At 55.8% G+C, this 20,723-nt stretch carries 15 protein-coding genes; 12 read left to right on the forward strand and 3 right to left on the reverse strand.

Annotated features, from left to right (window positions below):
• Positions 1-27: 27 nt before the first annotated feature.
• Complete coding sequence (locus CBE72_RS07530; RefSeq protein WP_100143014.1) at positions 28-579, reverse strand: carboxymuconolactone decarboxylase family protein; 552 nt, start codon at positions 577-579, stop codon at positions 28-30.
• A 567-nt stretch (positions 580-1,146) separates the two neighbouring features.
• On the opposite strand from CBE72_RS07530, the gene CBE72_RS07535 reads away from it, so the two are divergent.
• The 9 genes from CBE72_RS07535 to CBE72_RS07575 all read left to right on the forward strand — a co-directional run bounded on the left by CBE72_RS07535 (position 1,147) and on the right by CBE72_RS07575 (position 14,186).
• Positions 1,147-4,824 (forward strand): DUF4132 domain-containing protein, encoded by a 3,678-nt coding sequence (locus CBE72_RS07535; RefSeq protein WP_100143015.1) that lies wholly within the window; start codon positions 1,147-1,149, stop codon positions 4,822-4,824.
• 66 nt (positions 4,825-4,890) lie between these two features.
• Entirely contained in the window at positions 4,891-5,943 is a 1,053-nt protein-coding gene (locus CBE72_RS07540) for an AAA family ATPase (protein ID WP_028779601.1), read from the forward strand.
• Positions 5,931-8,141, forward strand: coding sequence for a DUF5682 family protein (locus CBE72_RS07545; RefSeq protein ID WP_100143016.1), 2,211 nt, complete (start codon positions 5,931-5,933; stop codon positions 8,139-8,141). The genes CBE72_RS07540 and CBE72_RS07545 overlap by 13 nt, the downstream gene beginning before the upstream one ends.
• Entirely contained in the window at positions 8,126-9,235 is a 1,110-nt protein-coding gene (locus CBE72_RS07550) for a VWA domain-containing protein (RefSeq protein ID WP_044733593.1), read from the forward strand. The genes CBE72_RS07545 and CBE72_RS07550 overlap by 16 nt, the downstream gene beginning before the upstream one ends.
• Positions 9,232-11,013: an SWIM zinc finger family protein gene (locus CBE72_RS07555; protein ID WP_100143017.1), complete on the forward strand. Its 1,782-nt coding sequence runs from the start codon at positions 9,232-9,234 to the stop codon at positions 11,011-11,013. Before CBE72_RS07550 ends, CBE72_RS07555 begins: the two co-directional genes overlap by 4 nt.
• 136 nt (positions 11,014-11,149) lie before the next feature.
• Positions 11,150-11,881 (forward strand): nicotinamide riboside transporter PnuC, encoded by a 732-nt coding sequence (gene pnuC / locus CBE72_RS07560; RefSeq protein WP_276308000.1) that lies wholly within the window; start codon positions 11,150-11,152, stop codon positions 11,879-11,881.
• Complete coding sequence (locus CBE72_RS07565; RefSeq protein WP_100143019.1) at positions 11,881-12,612, forward strand: nucleoside phosphorylase; 732 nt, start codon at positions 11,881-11,883, stop codon at positions 12,610-12,612. Before pnuC ends, CBE72_RS07565 begins: the two co-directional genes overlap by 1 nt.
• Before the next feature lie 62 nt (positions 12,613-12,674).
• Positions 12,675-13,352: a Crp/Fnr family transcriptional regulator gene (locus tag CBE72_RS07570; protein WP_025009282.1), complete on the forward strand. Its 678-nt coding sequence runs from the start codon at positions 12,675-12,677 to the stop codon at positions 13,350-13,352.
• A gap of 126 nt (positions 13,353-13,478) precedes the next feature.
• Positions 13,479-14,186 (forward strand): MliC family protein, encoded by a 708-nt coding sequence (locus CBE72_RS07575; protein ID WP_100143020.1) that lies wholly within the window; start codon positions 13,479-13,481, stop codon positions 14,184-14,186.
• Between the two features lie 53 nt (positions 14,187-14,239).
• Here CBE72_RS07575 and CBE72_RS07580 read toward each other — a convergent pair whose 3' ends face one another.
• Positions 14,240-14,704, reverse strand: a complete 465-nt coding sequence (locus tag CBE72_RS07580; protein ID WP_100143021.1) for a NanQ anomerase/TabA/YiaL family protein — start codon at positions 14,702-14,704, stop codon at positions 14,240-14,242.
• Between the two features lie 215 nt (positions 14,705-14,919).
• The gene (locus CBE72_RS07585; protein ID WP_100143022.1) at positions 14,920-17,313 is read right to left on the reverse strand and encodes a TonB-dependent receptor plug domain-containing protein; all 2,394 of its coding nucleotides are present in this window, start codon (positions 17,311-17,313) and stop codon (positions 14,920-14,922) included.
• Positions 17,314-17,810: 497 nt separating this feature from the next.
• Here CBE72_RS07585 and CBE72_RS07590 point away from each other — a divergent pair, with 497 nt between their 5' ends.
• The 3 genes from CBE72_RS07590 (at position 17,811) to CBE72_RS07600 (ending at position 20,646) form a co-directional block, all read left to right on the forward strand.
• Positions 17,811-18,866, forward strand: coding sequence for an alpha/beta hydrolase (locus CBE72_RS07590; RefSeq protein ID WP_100143171.1), 1,056 nt, complete (start codon positions 17,811-17,813; stop codon positions 18,864-18,866).
• A gap of 168 nt (positions 18,867-19,034) precedes the next feature.
• Positions 19,035-19,622: an LON peptidase substrate-binding domain-containing protein gene (locus CBE72_RS07595; RefSeq protein ID WP_100143023.1), complete on the forward strand. Its 588-nt coding sequence runs from the start codon at positions 19,035-19,037 to the stop codon at positions 19,620-19,622.
• Between the two features lie 82 nt (positions 19,623-19,704).
• A complete protein-coding gene (locus CBE72_RS07600; protein WP_100143024.1) occupies positions 19,705-20,646 on the forward strand; it encodes a pseudouridine synthase in 942 nt (313 codons plus the stop codon).
• Positions 20,647-20,723: the final 77 nt, after the last annotated feature.

Genomic DNA, 20,723 nt, shown 5'->3' on the forward strand with positions numbered 1-20,723 from the left:
ATGCATCGCATTGTCGCTTCTCTTTTGTCACTCAGTATAGGGTTGCAGTGGAACCTTTGGAAAGTCGATTTTCGGCTGCACTGTGTTGTTGACCCAGTTGCTGAAGTTATTCAGACCACTCCAGGCGCAGACCTGCATCACCTTGGCCTCACTGATCCCGGCATCCAGACAGGCCTCTAGCAAGGAGTCCGGCAGTTTGCCTCTGTGTTGCAGCAGCGCCAGGGCGACATCCAGCAGCAGCTGATCTTCGCTGTTATCGGCCTTGCCTTGCTGCGCCTTGATACAGGCATCGGGACTGAGTCCGGCACGTTTCCCGGAAAAGCTATGGCCGCTGACACAGTATTCGCAGCCATTATAGTTGGCAACCGCCAGGGAGATCATCTCCCGCTGGGTCAGGCTCAGCAGGCTGTGCTCTTCCAGATTGGCCTCAAACTCCAGATAGCCCTTCATGACCGCGCCATTTATGCCCAGAGCCGAATAGAAGTTGGGGATCATGCCATAGCGAGTCTTGATCTCCTGCAATATGGGTTTGGCCAGTTCATCGGCATTGTCCAGAGTGCACTTGGTTAACCTTTCCACACTAAAACTCCTGTTGCTGTTAGCCGTTTACGGCTTGAGCGCAACGGCAAAAAAAATACCAAGCTGTGCCGTCGGCTGCTTTGCCTCTCCTCGAAACGGACGGCCTCGAAACAGATACCCTTGAAACGGACGCCCTTGAAACGACAGCCACCGACGCTTGGTTGGCTAAGTTACCTATGGTAACAAACGTAAAGTTACCATTGGTAACTTCTGTTTGCAATCTCCAGCTAGCCTGTTTCTTAAACAAGGTTTGAGACATTGACCATGACCCCTTGCCGGATATTGCTGATTTTACTGTTGGCATGGCCTAAGTCGCTGGCGGCTTCAAGGCCAATCAACCGCTCTCTATGGGTAATATGGCGTCATCCCGGGGGAGGGCAGATCACATTTGGCGGCATTGAACTGTAAATGGGTGTTTTGTAAACGATATTGTTTTTGCGTTTCCGTTAGAATTGCCCTTCCTCGTCCGAAAAGGAGGCTCGGCCGCCGGCTTAAGCAGGTGTTTACTGAATGTCTGCTATTGGAGGAAGGAAGACATATTTGCTAATGACTCAAGGAATATGAGAGATGCTGGACGTATTAAAAAACAAGCTTGAAGCCTTCACTCGCCCCAATACAGACAAGTTACTGCTAGACGCTTGCCGGATTATTGATGAGCAGCAAACGGGTTTGGCACAAGCCGTCAGTCAGTATATTTTGAGCGGTGAACCTGTGGCATGCCTGTCGCAGCTCCAGCAGCTCAGTGCTAGAGAAACACTGGCGCGGCCGGGTGTTTCCTATGGTTACGGACAAAATGATGAACGCTTGGTTCAGGCCCGTGATGCCATTAACCGGTTTGTGGCAACCGGTGCCTGTAATGAAGCGGCCGTTATGCGCCGTCTCGGCTTGGTGTGTCATGCCTGCAACCCCGACATAAGCATCTACGGCGTGCAAAACAGCTCGAGCGGCTGGCTCAATGGCGTGCTGATGCTGTTCAAAGAGTTGGCGGAAGAGTATTACGGTTGCCGTTTGGCGGGCAAAGATCTGCCCAGTCGTGACTATCTGGCCTCGCTGGTCGCGCAATATGAACACCCGCCCCATGAGCTGGAAGCCTTTATTCTTGAAGGTTCTGACTCTTATTATCACGATACTTTCCGCACCGCGCTTAGGAAGAGAACCGACTGGCTCAAGCTCAGTGAAGATCCTGAATATCTGCAGCTGTTGAAACAGTTGCATTTCAGCGGCCGCGAAACTTTTTGCGCTTTGCTCAATAAAGCCTGTCAGACCCTGTCACCGGCGCAGCTGCCGCTGGTCATGGCGTTGGCCGCCGATGGTTCGGCGACTGTCCGTGAAGAGGCCCTGAAACTGCTGAAAAAGAGCTCGCAACAAGAGCTGCTGGCGTTTCTGGAGCGGGAATTTCCGGGGGCCAAGGCGGCTACCCGTGGTCACTGGCTGGTTGTGGCCGGCCGCGATCCTGAAGCGACCCCCTTGCTGCAGCGCTGGCACAGTGAAGAGAAATCCGCTGCTGTAAAAACGGCACTGGCGAAAATGCTGGATAACACGACCCGGCAGCAACAGAGTGACCAGTTTAGCTGGGATATTCCGGCCGTTGCGGCCATTGATAAAAACGTCAAAGTGCCTGAAGAATGGCTCGGTCTGTGTGAAAAGCAGTTGGCTAAAGAGATCAAAGAGCTTGAAAACGATATCGCTGCAGCGGAGCACCCAGATGCCCCCAGCTACCGAAAAAGTTATTTGGCCGACTACCGGAAAAGTCTGCAGCAGTGGCAGCAGATCAGTAGTGCCAAGCTGCAAGCGGCGCTGATGGATCTCGAAAGAGGCCGGCAATCATCTCTGTCAGGGTTTTATTCTCTGATCAGCCACGCCGATCTCGATGAGCACCCCAAAGCCTGTCTGCGGCTTATTTTGCGGATGGAACGTCATGAGCTCTCCTGCCATTCCTGGGAACGTATGCTGGGGCAGGAACATATTCTGAAAAGTCTGCAGGGAATGACGGATTTACGGCAACTCTTGAGCCTGTGCAACCAAGAGAATCAACCCGCCGCGGCCTTGGTTGAAGCCCTGTTTGGTTACGAAGGCCGCGAAGATGACTGGTTGCCTGCCGCCTGTGAACAACTGCTGATCTGGCCCTTCTTTGCCGAAAACCCCGACTATATAGAGCATGGCCTCAATGGCCAGGTGCTCAATGGCACCTATCGACACGATGCCAATCAGGTATTGATACAGACCTTGGCGATTCTGGCCGAATTTCCCAAGCTGCCGCAGCACTGGCAAAGAAAGGTTCATGAACATGCCTTCCATGGTCGCAAAGCCATACAGGCGGCGGCTCAGTACTGCGCCGAACGCCACGGCGCCGATATCAGCCTGATTACTCCTGAGCTGGCCTCCGGCAGCAAGGATAACCGGGTGCTGGCCGCCACTTGGCTGGGTCGCCTCAAGGCGGCTTCGGCGCAGGAGGCATTGAGCCAGGCGCTGAAGAAAGAGAAAGATATGCCAACCCGGGTGGTGTTGCTGGAAGCCTTGTTGCAAACCGGCGCCGATATCAGCCAGTTCCTTGGCAAGGAAGCGCTGCTGGCCGAAGCCAAGGCCGGCCTTAAAAAGGCGCCACCCAAGTCGATGGATTGGTTCCCGCGTGAATCGCTGCCCGCATGCCGTTTTGAAGACGGCAGCCCGGTCGAGCCCGAACTTGTGTTCTGGTGGGTCGTCTTGGCGGTGAAGCTCAAGCAGCCTCAGGGCAACCCATTGCTGAGTCACTATCTGTCGCTGCTGGATAGTGAAAGCCGTCAGCGTCTGGGGCATTTTATTCTGTCGGCATTTATCGCCCAGGATACCCGTTGTCCTTCGGATGATGAGGCGCTGGCATACGCCAACGCTCACCAACATCAACAGTTGCAAATTTTCCAGCAATGGGCCCGGTATAACTGGGGTAAAGAGTATCAACACAAGACCCTTGAGGATGCGTTTCAAACCTGTTTTGCCGAGAAAAAGAATGAGCTCTTGGGCTCGGCCATCAAAGACAAGGGGATGTTGGCCCTGATCGCTGGCGGCGATGCGCAAACCCTGCTGGGCATGATCCAACCTTTTATGAAGAAGCGCTATGAGCGGCGGGCACAGATAGAGGCCATGTTGCAGGCCTTGGCCAACTCGGACGATCCTGTGGCGATTCAGTTTCTGCTGAGTATTTCGCGGCGTTATCGTACCAACTCGGTGCAGGAGCTGGCGCGGGCGCAAGTCAGTCAAATTGCGGCCCGTAACGGCTGGACTCAGGATGAACTGGCGGATCGCACTGTGCAGACGGCCGGGCTCGAACATCTGACCCAGCCCAGCCAGTTTGAATTCGGCAGCCGTACTTTGGCGCTGGCACTCGGGGACGACCTCAAGCTGAGATTGCTCAACGAAGAGGGCAAGCTGCTCAAGAGCCTGCCGCAACCTCGGCAGACAGATAACGAAGGCGATATTGCCGAAGTGAAAAAGTGGTTCAGCAACTGCAAGAAAGAACTCAAGCAGGTGGTCGAACAGCAAAGTGCCAGATTGTATGAAGCCATGGTCACAGAGCGGCATTGGCTCGCCGCAGACTGGCAGCTATACCTGCATCAGCATCCGGTCATGTATCGCCTGTTGCAGCGCACCCTCTGGCAGGTGGAGATTGATGGTCAATGGCAAACCTTCAGACCCACGGAAGACGGCGCCTTTATCGATATTGACGATGAAGAGCTGCAACTGCCCGCTGCGGCGAGTATACGCCTGGTGAGCGGTAACCTGTTAGCGGAGGCAGCGCTGGATGCCTGGCGTTCACATCTCAAGGATTACAAGGTCAAGCCGCTGTTCGAGCAGCTGCGAAGTGCCGAAGTGACGTTGACTGAAGGCCAGGAGGCACTCAATGACCAGCACGGCCGGATGACCGACTGCTATACCCTGCGTGGCCTGTTGACCAAGAAAGGTTATCAGCGCGGTGAAGCGGAAGACGGCGGTTTCTTTGATCACTACTTCAAGCGTTTCGATACCCTGGGGCTGAGAGTGGAGTTCGGCTTCAGCGGTAACTGCGTGCCGGAAGAAAACGAGGCCGCCGCCATCTATGACATCAGGGTCATGGAGCGGACCAACCCCCGTGGCCGCTATGCCCGCTACCGTCAATTGCCGTTGGCCGAGGTGCCGGTCAACCTGCTCAATGCCATCGCCGTTGACTATCGTGAAGTCGGCGACAAGTGTGTGGCAGATCCGGACTGGGAATCGAAACTGCCCTGGTAAAGGTCGATAACGGATGGATTAGGCTGCTGCCTTGGCGGTGGCAGCCAATAAGGAGAAGCAAACAGGATGGAACAAGTCATTCGGGCTCATGCCGAGCAGCGTTATCGGGATGAATTGCAACGCTTGATGGCGGCCGACAAGGGCGTTATTCCACCGGGTTGGGCGATGTCGGCCGGGGCGGTGCGACGTTTTATCTGCGGCGATGCGGCGCTTGATATCAGCCGCAAATACTACGGGGAAGATGCCCTGGTGGAGCGGGCCATTGTCAGCCTGATGGGCAACAACGGCCTGATGCTGGTCGGTGAACCCGGTACCGCCAAGTCGATGCTTTCTGAGCTGTTGAGCGCCGCCATCAGCGGCAGCAGTGAGTATCTCATTCAGGGCACAGCAGGTACTACGGAGGAGCAGCTCAAGTACAGCTGGAACTTTGCCCTGTTACTGTCCGGTGGCCCCAGTCTGGAAGCCCTGCTGAAAAGCCCCGTCTATCAGGCGATGGAGCAGGGCAAGCTGGTGCGTATTGAAGAGATCACCCGCTGCCCGCAGGAGGTGCAGGATGTACTGATCTCGCTGATGTCGGAAAAAAGCCTCAGTATCCCCGAGCTGGGCGTCTCGATTCAGGCCAAGCCCGGCTTCAACCTGATAGCCACCGCCAACCTGCTGGATCGTGGGGTCAACGAGATGTCCAGCGCGCTCAAGCGCCGTTTCAACTTCGAGACAGTGCCTGTGCTCAGCGATCCTCTGCTGGAGCGCCAGCTGATTTTGGCTCAGGTGAGCCAGCGTCTGGCGGACAGCGGCCAACAGGTGCAGTTGGATGAAGCGCTGGTGGACTTGCTGGTGCGGGTATTTCACGACCTTCGCAGTACCGTCGGCCCGCAGGCGATGGATGCCACTCTGTCCACGGCCGAGGCGGTTAATATAGTGCATGGTTGCGCCCTGCACAGCCTCTATTGGCAAGAGCCCATGAGTGCCGCCCAGTTGGTGCAGCAGATGCACGGCACGCTAATCAAGGACAAGGCCGACGATGTGAAGAAGCTGGCTCATTACATGGATGTGGTCGCCCGTGAACGCCAGGGGTGGCAAGCCTTCTTCCAGGCAGGAAAAGCGCTGTGGATGAGGTGATACTCCTTAGAGAGGAGTTTGGTGAACTGCTCAAGGCCGCCGCGGCCGATCCCGGGGTGTGCTGGTTGCCGCTGCGGCATCACAGCCCCGCCTGCGCCGCCATGGTGCTGGAGCAGTTACAGCGCCGGCAGCCCCAGGCTGTGTTAATAGAAGCCCCCGGCAGTTTTATCCGCCATCTGTCGCTGCTGCAGCGCGATACTGTGGTGCCGCCTATTGCCATCTATCAGAGTGGCAGCTACTACCCTCTGGCCGAGAACAGCCCTGAATGGCAGGCGCTGCGCTGGGCGACGGCGCAGGGCATTGAGGTGATCTTCATCGATCTGGATGAAAAGGCGCTGGAGGGTGGTGTAAGCAACCGCTGGAGTGATAGCCGCTTTTTAAGCTCGGACTACAGCCGCCGCCTACAGCAGCAACTGGGCTGCCGGGATGCCGACGAACTCTGGCAGCGTTTGTTTGAACAACAAAATTTCGCCTCGGCCGAGAGCTTCTTTACCCAGGTATTGCTGTTCTGCGCTGCCAGTCGTGCCTGCTTTGGCACAGACAGCCTGGAAGAGATGGGCGATCTGGCCCGTGAAACCCAGATGCGGGCCCATATCAAGGCGGCCCGCCGCCGCTATGAGCGAGTGGCCGTGCTCACAGGTGGTTTTCATACCCCGGCGTTGATTAACTTTGCCGATGAGGCCAAGGCGATCGTCGTCGATGACACGCAAGACAGCTTTGTGATCCGTTTCAGTGACGCCTTGCTGGATGCCCGCAAAGGCTACGGCGCCGGTATGCCTTATCCGGCCTTCTGTCGCTGGCAGTTTCAGCAGCGGCAATTGAACGCCGATGATTGGTTGCTCTACCTCTTGGAGCAGATGCCGCAACTGCCGCTGATCTATAAGAAAAACTGCTTTGAACATCTGCAGGCCCTCTGTCGTTTGCGTGGCTTGGCGCGCCCCGGCAGCTATGATCTGCTGGATTCTCTGGGCAGCTGCCTGATTAAACAGCAGCTGTCGGCATCGACACTCGAACCCTGGCAAAAGGTGCTCAGCGGCGATGCCCTGGGGCAGTTACCGGCCGACCAACCTAGTTTACCGCTGGTGGAAGAGGTGTTGGCGCTATGTCGTAAGGCCAGATTGCAGACGGATAAACCGGGACGCTGCCACTTCGATCTCTACGCCATGACGGACAAGCATATTGAGCGCCGTCGCCTCCTGTGTCGGCTGCTGTTTGTGGGCAGCGGTTTTGCCAGGCCACAAAATGGCATGCCGGTCATCCGGCAATTGAAGTTCAACCATCGCCACGAACATTGGAACTATCATTGGACTCCGGCGGTGGAAGTGGCACTGGCCGAGAAATCCAGCCTGGGGCTACGTCTCGAGCTGGTGGTGAAACGGCGGCTCAGTGAGTTGCCCCAGGAAGATTTGCAGCAACTGGTGGAAAAACTGGTGTTGGCACTGCATCTGGGGATGCCGGAAGAGCTGAGCGCCCATGCCATTGCGCAGCAGATAAGCCAATGCAGCGACATTCAGCAACTGGCCAATAGCTTTATGACCTTGCTGGCGGCAGCGCATCATCCACTGTTTGCCGATATTGAGCTGCTGGCTTACCAAAAAGCCCTGTGGCATCAGGTCGGCTTTCATTTACCGGCAATCAACCGTCTGAGCGATGAAGAGGCGGTGAAGTTACTGTTGGATCTGCAGAGCGTAGCAGTCTTGCATCAGGACGAGCTCGAGTCTCCCTGGCGTGACAGACTGCGCTGGTTGACAAGTCATAACGCCCATCGACCCGTGCTCTATTTTGTCCTGCAGGCCTTGGCTATCGAGCTGGACAAGTTGGACCCGGCGCCACTGCTGCAACAGTTGCAGCTGCAAAACGATCCCTTCCCTGTGATTGAGGCGCTGCTTAAGGTGGTGCCGCACTGGTTGCGGCAAGACCATGGCCTGCTGCCCATGCTGAATCACTGGCTCAGTGAGCTGAGTGAGGCGCAGTTTATCGACAAGCTACCGGCCATGAGGGGCTTGTTCTGCGCGCTGGATGCCAGAGAGGTGGATGAGCTCTGCCGCCGTTTGCTGCAGCTGAATCAGTGGGATAATGGCCTGAATTGGTTGCAATACGGGATATCTGAACAGGACTTTCAACAGGGGCTGGCGCTGGAGCGGCAGCTGCGCAGTGACCTGGAGCAACAAGGATTGAGTCAATGGATGAGCAACTGAAGCAGCGCTGGCGTCTGGTGTTGGGGCGCTATGCCAACGCGCTTGATACCCGTCTCAGCGCCCGGCAACAGCAACAGGATGAGGTGTTGCAGCAGCTCTATCAGGAGGGCCAGCTGCAGCGTGGCTTCAAGGTAAGCGCGGGCTTGGGGGAAAGCGAGTTGGCAGTGACCAACTGGCTGGAGGCAGCGGAGACCCTGTTTCCCCGTTCGGTCAACGACAGGCTGCAGTCCGATGCGGTCGAGCGCTTTGGGTTGCATCAGGTGTTGCAGCAGCCGCAGGTGCTGGAAAAGATCACTCCCAGTATGGGGGTGCTGAAGCAGTTGCTGAAACTCAATGCCCATCACAAGCCGGCCATTCGGCAACAGGTAGAGCGAATTATTCAGGGAGTGGTCGAGGAGTTGCTGCGCCGCCTGCGGCCGACCTATATCAACAACTTGAGTGGCAGGCTCAACCGCCAGGCCCACAGTCCGGTGAAACGGCTGGCCAATCTGGACTGGCAGACCAGTATTCGCCGCAACCTCAAGCATTTTGATGGCGAGAAGGTCTGTTTCGAGCGGGTCTATTTCCATGCCCGTCAGCAGCACCAATTGCCCTGGCACATAGTGCTCTGCATAGATCAGTCCGGCTCCATGGCGACTTCGCTGATTTACTCGGCAGTGATCGCCGGGATCCTGACCCGCTTGCCATCGGTGAAGTTGTCGCTGGTGGTGTTCGACACCCAAGTGGTGGACTTGAGTGAGCAGGCCCAGGACCCCGTGTCTGTGTTGCTCAATTGCCAGTTGGGCGGCGGCACCCTGATCTCCCAGGCCTGGCGCTATTGTCAGCAACTCTGCTCCGAGCCGGGGCGCTCTGTGGTGGCAACCGTGTCCGACTTTGAAGAGGGTGGTTCAATGCAGGCCTTACTGGCCCAGGCCCAGGGGATGATAGACAGTGGCATCAAGATGCTGGGGATGACCGCCATGAATCACGATGCCGAGCCTTTCTACAGCACTTTTAGCACCGACAAGCTGCAGCGCCTGGGGATGGAGATAGGCTCACTCAGCCCGGATAACTTTGCCGAATGGCTGGCGCTGACTATGGGGCTACGCCGATGAATGAAACCATACTCACCAGCCTAGGTAGTGCAGGTTTGGTGCGCCGGGCCCGCAAGGCATTGGAGAAAAGCCAGCCGCAGATGCAGGATTATGGCTTTGAGTTTGAAGGGCAAAAGGGGCAGCTGGATTGGGATAACCCGCTCGCCAGTCGCTGCGATTGCGGCGCCTCCGGCCTGTGTAAACACATAGTGGCTGCGGCGCTTTATCTGCTGGAGCGGCCCGCATCCCCTGAGACTCGCGCCGAAGAGCCGCCCCGGGTGGAACTCCATCTGGCCGAGCTTTTGAATGATGCCGGCAAGACTCAGGTTCGCCGTCTGTACCAGCAGAGTCAGCGCCGCTGGGCGGTGGATATTAAGCTTGCGCAAGGCACAGTCTGCGTCGAACTGGAGGGGCAGCAGCTGTATTTTCGGCGTGTACAGGGGCTGCAGGATATTATCTGCACCGAAGAGGCGCAGCGTTATGCGCTGCTCGCCGTCTGGCTCTATTGCCAAGAACAGGCCATCGCCTTTGAATGGCCGCAATGGCTGCTCGATGAGCAGGCGCAGTTGCAGTATCTGGGGCAGCAGAGCCGCGATCAGTTAAAGCGCCGTTGCCTTAAGTTGCTGGAGCAGATGACTGAGCTCGGCATCGAGAGGTTGCGACCCTCGTCCCTGGTAGAGCTGGAACTCCTGCTGGTGCCCATGGACAGGCAAAATCTGCCACTGACCGCTTTGAAACAGCTGCATGGCACGCTGGAAAAATATGTCTCGGGCCAAGGTGTCAGGGATAGAAAATTGCTACTCAGCTGTCTGGCCCGCTCCTTGGCGGCTCTGGAAGGCAGCCAGGCTCAGACGCAAAGACCCTATCAACAAGCGCCGGAGCAGGTGCTGGGGCTGGGCGCTTTCCCCTGGCAGAGCGAAGGGGGCGCCCATGGTGTGACTCAGGTATTGCAGGATGAGCAGGGGCGTTTTATCACCCTGGCCGAGAGCCGCCCCAAAGCCGAGCAGCGGCTGGATTATGCCAGTGTATTTCGCGGTCTGCCCATGCTGGCAGGCGCGCCGTCGGCCTTGGGTTGGCAGGGTAAGACCCAAACCCTGGCTCAGGCCGAACTCAATGCCTGGGGGCGCCTGCGGCGTTTGCAGGATACCCGGGTCTACCCCGCGACCCAGCCGCTGGAGCCCGTGAGTCTCTCTGTTGCCGACGAGATAGACTGGCAACAGGAGTACCTGTGTTTTCGGCCGAGCGGTCTCTACCTAAGTGGTTTCAATCAGGCCAGTCAGTGTATGGAACTGCACTATTGGGACAGGGAGCAGGCGCTGCTGAGTTTCTCGCTGCCTTACAACAAGTTGAGTCAAAGAGCCGTGACCAATCTGGAGTTGCTGGGCGAGCGGGTACCCGAGCTGATAGTGGCGCGCATCGAGCGCACAGCCAGCCACTTATACCTTCGGCCTGTGTCCCTGCTGCTGGATAACTGGTTCAGCCTCTTTTTCGATACCTTGCCCCAATCCAGCGACCAGCAGCTACTCGCGCAGGCGCTGGCCGAGCCGTCAGCCCCCCAGGCGCCGCAGCCGCGCCTGGGCCTGATGCAACAAACCCTGCATGGGGTGCTGAATGAGCTGGCCGATGGCCTGCCGGCACCAAGGCCAACATTGGCGCAAAGGGCCGAGCGTCTCGGGCTGATGACGCTGAGTCACAACCTCAAGGGAGCTAAAGCGCGGGACTATCTGCGCGCCGCCTATTGCGCCGAGAAAATGCTCGCCATGTGCCTGATCAAGCCGGTGCACTATCCGGAAGCGTAAAATAACTCCTGCGATACCGATCGTTCCATCTTGTCCCTTTCACTGTGATTCACATCAGCCGAGAGGGACAAATGTCCTTAACTTGAGCTTTGCCATCTGCTTACATGGGCGCAAAACACAATAATGCAAGGAATAGATGATGGATATTGCCGCTTGGTTTGATATCAACAATACCCTGGTGAACATTCCCATTGGCAGTGGCTATGCCATGTCATGGATTGAAGCCGTGGGCACAGTATTTGGTTTGCTCTGTATCTGGTTTGCCAGCCAGGAAAAAACGATTAACTATCTGTTTGGGGTGGTTAATGTCACTCTGTTTGCGATTATTTTTTATCAAATACAGCTCTACGGCATCTTGCTGCTGCAGCTGTTTTTCTTCTGCGCCAACCTCTATGGCTGGTATGCCTGGACCCGGCCGGATCAGCAAACCGGCGACACCCTCAAGGTGCGTTGGCTGTCGAAGCAAAAACTGGCCTTTACCGCGGCGGTCTCAGTGCTGGGCATCGGCCTGATGACTGTCTATATCGATCCGGTATTTGCTCTCTTTGCCCAGGTCAGTGTCGATACGCTCAACCTGTTTGGTGCCGGGCTGGCCCAGCCAGTGCTGGAGCCGGATGCCTTCCCCTTCTGGGATTCAGTGATGACAGTGCTGTCTGTGGTGGCGCAAATTCTGATGACCCGAAAATATGTCGAGAACTGGATCCTCTGGGTACTTATCAATGTGGTCAGTGTCGGCATTTATGCCGCCCAGGGGGTTTATGCCCTGTCGATTGAATACATCATTCTGCTGTTTATTGCCGCCAACGGTACCCGTCAGTGGATGCGTACCGCCAAAGACAATGGCAGTCGTCCGGCGGAGGCTTGCTGATGAGTGCCGATAAACAGCCGCATATCTGTCTGTCTCCATCGCAGGTGAGTGAGCGGGTGCTCCTTTGCGGTGAGCCACAAAGGGTCAATCGGATTGCCGCGCTGTTGGACGATGGCCGGTTGCTGGCAGAGAACCGCGAGTTTCGCAGCATGGGTGGATTTTACCAAGGCGTCGCTGTCACTGTTTGCAGTACAGGGATAGGCGCACCATCGGCGATTATCGCCCTGGAAGAGTTGTATCAGTGTGGCGCCCGCCGTGTCATTAGGGTCGGCTCCGCCGGCGCGCTGCAGCCGCAGATAGCCTTGGGCGAGTTGATTCTGGCCGAGGCCGCAGTGCGCGATGACGGTGGCTCCGGCTGTTATGCGCCGCCCGGTTACCCGGCGCTGGCGAGTCGGCAGCTTATCAATGCCATGGCGGCCTATTTGCAGCGCCGCGATTGCCGCTTCCACGCTGGCATAGTGCGCTCACACGACAGTTTTTACCGGGATGATGAGCTGGAGATTTGCCGTCATTGGCATCGACTCGGAGTCTTGGGGGCCGACATGGAAACAGCCGCGCTGCTGACGCTTGGCCGCCTGAGAGGCCTGGAAGTGGCTGCGGTGCTCAATAATGTGGTCTTGTATGGTGAAGATGTGCAACAGGGCATCAACCAGTATGTCGACGCCGATAGCGCCATGATGCAGGGGGAAAAGCTGGCGTCTTTGGCGGCGCTGCAGGCGCTCTGCTGTTGAAGTTTGTGCCCGTAAGGCTGATGGGCTAGCATGAGCCATCATCTTTACGGGATCTTGTTGTTATGCAGCTGCAACCATACAGCACCGGGCGTTTCAGTGCGCATCTAAAGCAGTCTCACCAGGCGTTTTGCGACGCCATGCTCGAGTGCTGCGGCCAGAGCCAATTGCTGCAGGCCGGTGAAGATCTCTTGTCTCAGGGGCGGGAGTTGACCCATATGTGCCTGGTGCCCGAAGGCCGGGTGTCGATGAATATCTGCGCCGTCAATGGCCGCAGGTTTCAATTGGGGGAGTTGGATTGCGACTGGCACCTTTTCGGTGAGATGGAGTTCTTTACTGCCACCAGTTGTCAGTGGAGTGTGGTGGCCGAAGAGCCGATGGAAATCCGCCAGTTATGCCTGAAGAAAGTCAGGCAGATGCTGCTGCAACAACCCGAATTTACCCTCTTTTTTGCCAGCGCCCTGGCCTGGGATTATCAGGACTCGCTGGACATTTACACCAATAGGCTCTTGCACCCTATCAGCTATAACATCGCTTTCGATCTGCTCAGGCGTCAACACGAAGAGGTGATGCTGGGTTCCTGTGGCAGCCCGGATCAGGAAGCGGAGCGATTCGGCACCTCTGGCCGGGTCTATCGCAGGGCGGTAAAAGAGCTTATCGACAAGGGCCTGGTCATAAAACAGGGCGCCTTGCTGAAAATTGCCAACCTGCAGGCATTGCAGGATTTTGTCGATAAGGCTTAGTAGCCAACTCATTGATCTGACATTTAATTCAGTCAGCGGACAGGCAACGGGTTTTAGACTAGGATTAGTTTGCGCAAAGGCTTTGGCAGCCGCGAGTAGATCTAGCGAGAAGATTAAGGAGCAAAAATGAGTTTGGGGACAGTTTCACAGACAGGGCTTTTACTGGTGTTGGTCGCCGCGGCGACGCTCAGTGGCTGCGGGCAGCAGGCACTGGATAACAGCCAGGATGTTGCCGCCGCATTGGCTACAGGTGATGGCTCAACCTCGCCCCAGGCAACAGAGCGGGAACTGCCGACATTTGATTGCAACGCCTTGGGCGAGCGGGCTTCCAGTATAGAGATGCTTATTTGTCAGGAACCCGAGCTTGCCAAGCTGGATCAGCAGCTGGCCGAGGTTTATGCCAAGGCCAGTGACAAGGCGGTCAATGAACAGCCACCCTTGCTCAAGGCCGAGCAGCGCGGCTGGATCAAGGGCCGCAACGAATGTTGGAAGAGTGAAGACAAGCTGCAATGTACCAAGGACTCATATCAAAGGCGGATAGTGGAGTTGCAGTCCCGTTATCATTTGGTGCAGTCTACCGGCCCGGTATTCTTTGCCTGTGACGGCAACCCGGCCAATGAGTTGGTGACTACTTTCTTCGAGACAGAGCCGGCAACCATGATTGCCGAGCGCGGTGACAGAAGCATTTTGATGTTCAGTGTGCCAAGCGGTAGCGGCGCCAAGTATCAGGGCGGTGACTACAGCTTCTGGGAGCATCAGGGCGAGGCCAGGGTGACCTGGGGCTATGGCGCCGAGGAGATGCTTTGCAAGCCCACAACCCAAGACGATAAGTAAACCACTGACCCAAAAACGCCCGCAATCGCGGGCGTTTTACTGCAAGTGCTCTTTTAATCCAACAGTACTTTTACGACTACCTTGCGGACAGCAACGGCCTTGGCCAGCGTGCCCGGCATATGCATGTCTCCGGGGAAGAAGATGGCAAACATGCCGGCCTTCAAAGGGATAAATGCCGCAGCTTCGCTATTGGATTGATAATCAAACTCGGCATAGTCGTGCGCCTCATGATAGGGGCGACTGGGCGTTTGGGCTCCCAGCGGCAGGTAGCCAAACTCCTCTTCACCACTGACCACATACTGCACGTCCAGATAGCGTCTATGTACCTCGAATGGCTCGGTTTCTCTGGGCTTGGTGTGGTAATCGTTGATTATGGCAAACAGCTTTTTACCATCCAGTTCATAGCTGCCGGGGGCCAGTTGGCTGAAGTCTGTTGCGGCCAGATAATCCAGGGCAGCCTGAATACGTGGGCCCAGCACTCGGTAATGGCCACGGTTGGCCAGAGTATCCACTATCATTTTGTATCTTCTGGGGAAAGGGGTTGGCTCAGTATAATAGCATTCCTGCTGGAAGTTTGATCTCTTTGAGAAGCAGCAGGCGCATACAGGCGCTTGAGTTGCCAAGCGGCCGATATCAGGGGGCATCAGCGCCAAAAAGCACAAAGGCCAGCGATATCGCCGGCCCCCATGTTTTCCTGCAAATATGTTTCCCTGCAAATATGTTTCCCGGTAAATCAGTAGCTGTATCTGGCTTCGAGGAAGTAGTAACCGCCGTTGAAACCAAAAGGTGTGTTGGTCAAGGGATAGACGAAGATCCCGTTGAAGTTGTTGTCGTCCGGGCGTTTTTCCGGATAGGTATCGAACAGGTTCTGCACCCCGGCGGTGAAGCTCAGGTTATCTGTGGCCGCATAGGTCAGCGACAGATCCACGGTGAACTTACCGTCGTACTCCACGTCTTCACGTGAGTAACCTATGGTGTAGGGGCCAAAGTAACTCAGGCGCAGGTTGGTCTTGAAGTCGCCCAGGCTGTGGGTCAGCCCCAGGTTACCTGTGTTCTTCGGATTGGCCTTGGTCATCCGGGTCTGCTCTATACGGTCAAACAGCTGATCTTCCAGGCCATCCAGAAGGTTTGGCAGATGGATATCGCGGATTTCCGTGTCGTTGTAGGCATAGGCTAGGCTGGCGCGCAGATCGCCATAGCTGCCGAGATCAAAGTCCTGGGTCACCACCAGATCCACACCTCGGGTGCGGCTATCGACGGCATTGATAAAGAAGCGTGCCGACTCGGCGTTGGTACCGGCCAGTGCATCTGCCACCACCTGGGAGTCGGCAGGTGTCAGTGAGCTGGAGAGCACGATTCTGTCATCTATGCTGATCTGATAGGCATCCAGAGTCACCGCCAGACCGGAATCATTGGTGTATACCAATCCTAGGCTGAAGGACTCTGACAACTCGGGTTGCAGCTTGCCTACCTGCAGCGCCTGGGTTACGGAAGACAGGTTGTTGAAGGTGCCCGACTCGGTCGGTACCAGCTGGCCTGTCACGGGATCCGGGTTGAACAGGGTCGAGATATTGGTGAAGTACAACTGCTGCACGCTGGGTGCGCGAAAGCCGGTGTTGGCAGTGGCTCTGAGTGCCAGGTTGTCGGTCAGATCGTATCTGGCCGCCAGCTTCCAACTGGTGTTGTCACCAAAGTCGGAATAGTCTTCATAGCGCACCGCGGCGGCCCAGTAGAAGTCGTCGGTCAGTTGGTTTTCCACCTCGAGATAGACACCTATGTTGTCTCTATCCTCATCTACCGCCGATTCTGGGGTAAAGCCGCCAAAGCCTTGGCTGCCGCCGGCCTTGTTCTGATAACCGCCATTGATATAAGAGGCTTGCTCTCCGGCTTCCACCTGATAAGCGTTCTGGCGCCAGGCTGTGCCCATAGCGACCAGGAGCTCTGAGTCATTGTAAAAGTCGAAGTAACGTGAGGCATCCAGAGTCAGGTTCCACTCTTCGGTGGACAGGGTACCTGCGTTGAATTCGGTTTGGCTGCCGGGGCCCAAAGAGGCGTTGAGTGTGTTCTCGACCCGGTACTTAAAGCGGTTCTTGCCGTATCCGGCCGAGGCATCCAACTGCCACTCGCCCAGGTTAAATTTATAACCCAGCAGCAGCGACTGATCTGTGATCTTGGGGGTTATCTGCGGCAGGAAACCATCGGGATAGATTTCGGCAACATTGCGGCTATCCAGTGGACGGCGGAAGAAGGCGCCGGAGCGGGTCTCGCGCTGGCTTAAGCCACCGAAGGCGTACAGTTTGCTGTCATTGGCAAACTCCTGAGCGGCATTGAGAAACAACCCCAGGTTGTCATATTCGGCGTCACCCACATGGTGATTCTTGCGGTTAACGGTTTCTTCGCGGGGATCCGGGCTGCCATCGGCCAGCAATGGATATTGCTGACGCGGATCCAATCCGGCGCGATTGGTGCTGTTCTTGTGATGCGCTTCCAGCGACAGATTCACAAAGCCAGTGTCACCTATGCCGAGGCCGTGGTTGAGGCCGACACGCCATTGCTCGCCATCACCCTGATAGGTTTGACCGGCTTGGGCCGATACCATGCCACCTTCACTGTTGTCTTTGAGTACTACGTTGATCACCCCGGCGATGGCGTCAGAGCCATATTGGGCCGAAGCGCCATCACGGAGAATTTCGATGCGTTTGATGGCCGTCATAGGGATGGCGTTCAAGTCGACGTTGGACGAGCCCTTGCCCACGGTTCCAGAGAGATGGACCAGTGCCGAGCCATGACGGCGTTTGCCGTTAACCAGCACCAGGGTATGGTCCGGTGACAGGCCGCGCAGACTGGCGGGACGCACCGCATCTGAGCCATCGGTGACCGAGGAGAAGGGGAAGCTGTAGCTAGGTGCGGCAAACTGCAGCGCCTTGGCGGTTTCCGTCATGCCTGTAGCTTCCAGTTGTTCGGCCGTAATGATATCGACCGGTGCCACGCTGTCGGTGGCGGTTCGCAGGGCGATACGTGAACCTATGACGGAGATGGTTTCGATACTGGGCTGCTCTTCGGCAGCAAAGACGGCAGGAACAGTCAGTTGACTCGCTACTGCCAGTGAAATAAGAGCTAAGCGCATACGACCTCTTGAATGATTCAAAACTGCATTTTTATTGCGCGGATATTAGCATTGTTACAATTGATGCATTTAGACGTAAAAGTGATAACTCAGAGCGCAGCGTTCTAGAAACATTTGGTTTTTTCGAGAAATTTTTTTCCTGAACTTGGTGCTTTCTGATTCTTTTTGTCTTGGTGTTTTTTAGGTTTTGCTTTTCATAAGTAATTGTTATTTATGTTTATTTGTTTTTGTTGTTTAATATTTTATTGAGCTGTCATTGTTTATCGAATCAAGCCCGTTTTTTATCTGGCTTTTGCCTAGTTATTTACCTGCATGGTTACCAGAAAAGAGCCTGGCTGTCGTTTTTTTGTGCGTCGAAATGCGCTTGCTTGGCTCGTGGAGCGTGGGAAGGGCGGCCGAGCAAGGGGATAAAACCTTTGGGGCTCGGGCCGGGCTTGGCAGACGGCGCAAGGCTGCGGTATCTTGCCTGTGACTTTTGCGGCTCAGGGAGTGACTTTTTGGCTAACTTGCGATTTCTTGCCGGTACAGACGCCCATCAGACATTGATGGAACAGGGATTAAAGCCTGAGTCTTTTACTCAACTATTGGCGGCGTCCGGTGGTCCCAAATGGCTGGGGATTGCCGGGCTCGACAAATACCTGTTTGGTGAGTTTTTCAAACAGAGGCAGACTCCGCTTTACACTCTTGGTGCTTCATCCGGCGCCTGGCGTTTGGCCTGTCTGGCTCAGGCAGATCCGCTGGCGGCTTATCAAAGGCTGGAACAACTCTACATAGGCCAGCGCTATGAAACCCGTCCGAGTCGGGAAGAGGTCAGCCGCCAGGTTCGCGGTATAGTCAGCGGGATTTTAGGCACAGGCGGCGCCGAAGAGATCCTCAAACAGCCGCATATTCGCAGCCATATAGTGGTATGCCGCGCCCGTCACTTGAACCGGGCCGACAGCAAGTTGGCGCTGGCGGCAGGCCTGGGCGCTGCCGCGATGACCAACCTTGTCAGTCGCCGCACCTTGGGGTGGCACTTTGAGCGTCTGGTATTTGCCTCTGCCATAGAGGGTTCTCCCTTCGCTCAGCTTAAAGATCTCCCCGGAAATAGCGCCTTGCTCAGCAGTGACAATATAGAAGCCGTGTTGCTGGCCACAGGTTCTATTCCACTGCTGCTGTCACCGGTAACCGAAATCAGCGGTGTGACCAACGGGCACTTCTATGATGGCGGCATCACTGATTACCACTTCGACCTGCCGCTGTCACGGGCGCCGGGGTTGACCCTGTATCCGCATTTTTATCCCCATATGGCGCCGGGATGGTTCGATAAATCCTTGCCATGGCGTCGGGCCAAGCGCCGTTATCATAATGCTTTGGTGTTGGCACCCACAGAGGAGTTTGTCGCTTCGTTACCCTATGGCAAAATTCCAGATCGCAAGGACTTTGAAACCTTGGATAGCGCCAGTCGAATTCAATATTGGCGCCGCGCCGCCGATCTCAGTAACAGATTGGCTGATGAATTTGCCGAGGTATTTCTCGGCGGCAAAATAGCCCAAAGACTGGAGCTTCTATAAATACGCTTGCAACAAAACTCACTCAATGCCTGTCTAATTCATTAGCAGACCTAAGGACTAGCCTAAATTGCCAATGGATGAAATTTCAGCAACTGCTAGACTTTAAAACGAATGTTGAACCTCAGGTTCGCTTTCGGTTGCTCACTCCCCGAGGGGAAGGAGGTTGCTATGCATACACAGGAAATGGCGTTACTGACCTATGATGCCTTGTTGTTGCCAGGTGGACGGCTTGAGATCAGGATCCTTGACCCCATTACCCTGAGCATGGTGGCCGATGTCCTGAAGGGGAAATATCCGCTGGCTTTCGGAATGCGTAACAGCGTTGCCATGCCGCCCAGTTTTCCCATTGCCACTCGCTGCGAGCTCATCGACTTCAATCAGCTGGAAGATGACTCGCTGAGTATCACCCTGGAAGGCAAGCAAAGGGTCAAAGTCCTGTCCGCCAAACAGGAAAAAGATGGCCGTTGGCTGGCAAAGGTAATGGATTGTCCCAACTGGGCCGAGGAGCCTATTCGGGGCGAGTTCACTCTTATCAGCGCGGCACTGGAGCAGTTTTATGAGGTCAACCCGGACTTGCGCGGGCTCTACTCATCAGAAGTGCATCTGGATGATGCCGCCTGGGTGAGCCAGCGTTGGCTGGAGGTTTTGCCCTTATACAACAAGGACAAACAGCTGTTGTTGAATCAACCTGATTGCCACAAGACCATGGACTTTGTGCTCAAGTTGATTAAGTCCCATGTTCAGCAACAGCTTTGAGGGTACCTGCCTCGAATAATTTAAGGCAGATAGAGTAGAATGGCGGCCCTGAGTCGCCATTTTTTATTTTGCCGGAAGAGTTATGAGCCAAACAGACAGAGCCGCACAGCCCTCCTATGTAGTCTTGCCAAGGGATGTGACCGACAAAGCCACTGTATTGGCCTTTCTTATCGACCATTTCAGCCGCATCGATGCCGATGTCTGGCGTGAGCGGGTCGCAACCGGCAAGGTACACTGGCAAAATGGCGAGCCTATCCAGGCCGATACCCCTTATCGGCCTACCGCCAGGGTCTACTATTACCGTGAAGTCCCCAAAGAAACCCGGATCCCTTTTGAAGAGCGGATCCTGTTTCAGGACGAGCACAGCATTCTGGTGTTCAAACCGCACTTTTTGCCTGTGACTCCCAGCGGCAACTATGTCAACGAGTGCCTGGTGCACAGGTTAAGGCGCCGCACCGGAATAGAAACCATAGCGCCGGCACACAGGCTGGACAGAGAAACGGCTGGCGTCATGCTGATGTCCACTGACCCCGAAACCCGGCATGCCTACCATGCGCTGTTCCGTGAAGGCCTGATACGCAAGGACTACCAGGCGCTGGCGCGGCTGACACCTGAGCTTCAGGCGGGATTGGCAACTGGTGAACTTAGCCTGCCGCTGCACTGGACAGTGAAAAATCGCCTCATCAAGGGCGAGCCCAGTTTTATCATGCGCTTGGCAGAGGGTGAGGCCAACAGTCACTCGGAAATCAGTCTCATCGCCGTTAATGGCGATATGGGGCTGTTCAGTCTAAGTCCAATTACCGGCAAGACTCACCAACTCAGGCTACATATGCAGAGCCTCGGAATGCCACTGCTGAACGACAGGTTTTACCCTGAGTTGCAGCCCAGGAGCGAAGACAATTTCAATAAGCCCCTCAAGCTGATGGCTTGTCGCTTGCGCTTTATCGATCCCATCAGTGGCAAGCCGCAGGATGTAAGCGTAGCTGGTTTTGAGGCTGATTTGGCGCGCGCAACTGAGGCGTGATGAGCCGATAATCCAATGGGTTTGTGACCCAAGTGAGTTGTGGCTAAGGGCGTGTTCGCAAGCGCGAGAGACGGATT

Origin of the sequence: Shewanella carassii, from assembly GCF_002777975.1 — a bacterium.
Classification (GTDB): Bacteria; Pseudomonadota; Gammaproteobacteria; order Enterobacterales; family Shewanellaceae; genus Shewanella; species Shewanella carassii.

Bases quoted from the DNA above. Each gene is read 5' to 3' on its own strand.
- CBE72_RS07535 (WP_100143015.1), top strand. From the start codon at position 1,147: ATGCTGGACGTATTAAAAAACAAGCTTGAAGCCTTCACTCGCCCCAAT.
- CBE72_RS07540 (WP_028779601.1), top strand. From the start codon at position 4,891: ATGGAACAAGTCATTCGGGCTCATGCCGAGCAGCGTTATCGGGATGAA.
- CBE72_RS07550 (WP_044733593.1), top strand. From the start codon at position 8,126: ATGGATGAGCAACTGAAGCAGCGCTGGCGTCTGGTGTTGGGGCGCTAT.
- CBE72_RS07555 (WP_100143017.1), top strand. From the start codon at position 9,232: ATGAATGAAACCATACTCACCAGCCTAGGTAGTGCAGGTTTGGTGCGC.
- pnuC (WP_276308000.1), top strand. From the start codon at position 11,150: ATGATGGATATTGCCGCTTGGTTTGATATCAACAATACCCTGGTGAAC.
- CBE72_RS07565 (WP_100143019.1), top strand. From the start codon at position 11,881: ATGAGTGCCGATAAACAGCCGCATATCTGTCTGTCTCCATCGCAGGTG.
- CBE72_RS07570 (WP_025009282.1), top strand. From the start codon at position 12,675: ATGCAGCTGCAACCATACAGCACCGGGCGTTTCAGTGCGCATCTAAAG.
- CBE72_RS07575 (WP_100143020.1), top strand. From the start codon at position 13,479: ATGAGTTTGGGGACAGTTTCACAGACAGGGCTTTTACTGGTGTTGGTC.
- CBE72_RS07580 (WP_100143021.1), bottom strand. From the start codon at position 14,704: ATGATAGTGGATACTCTGGCCAACCGTGGCCATTACCGAGTGCTGGGC.
- CBE72_RS07585 (WP_100143022.1), bottom strand. From the start codon at position 17,313: ATGCGCTTAGCTCTTATTTCACTGGCAGTAGCGAGTCAACTGACTGTT.
- CBE72_RS07595 (WP_100143023.1), top strand. From the start codon at position 19,035: ATGCATACACAGGAAATGGCGTTACTGACCTATGATGCCTTGTTGTTG.
- CBE72_RS07600 (WP_100143024.1), top strand. From the start codon at position 19,705: ATGAGCCAAACAGACAGAGCCGCACAGCCCTCCTATGTAGTCTTGCCA.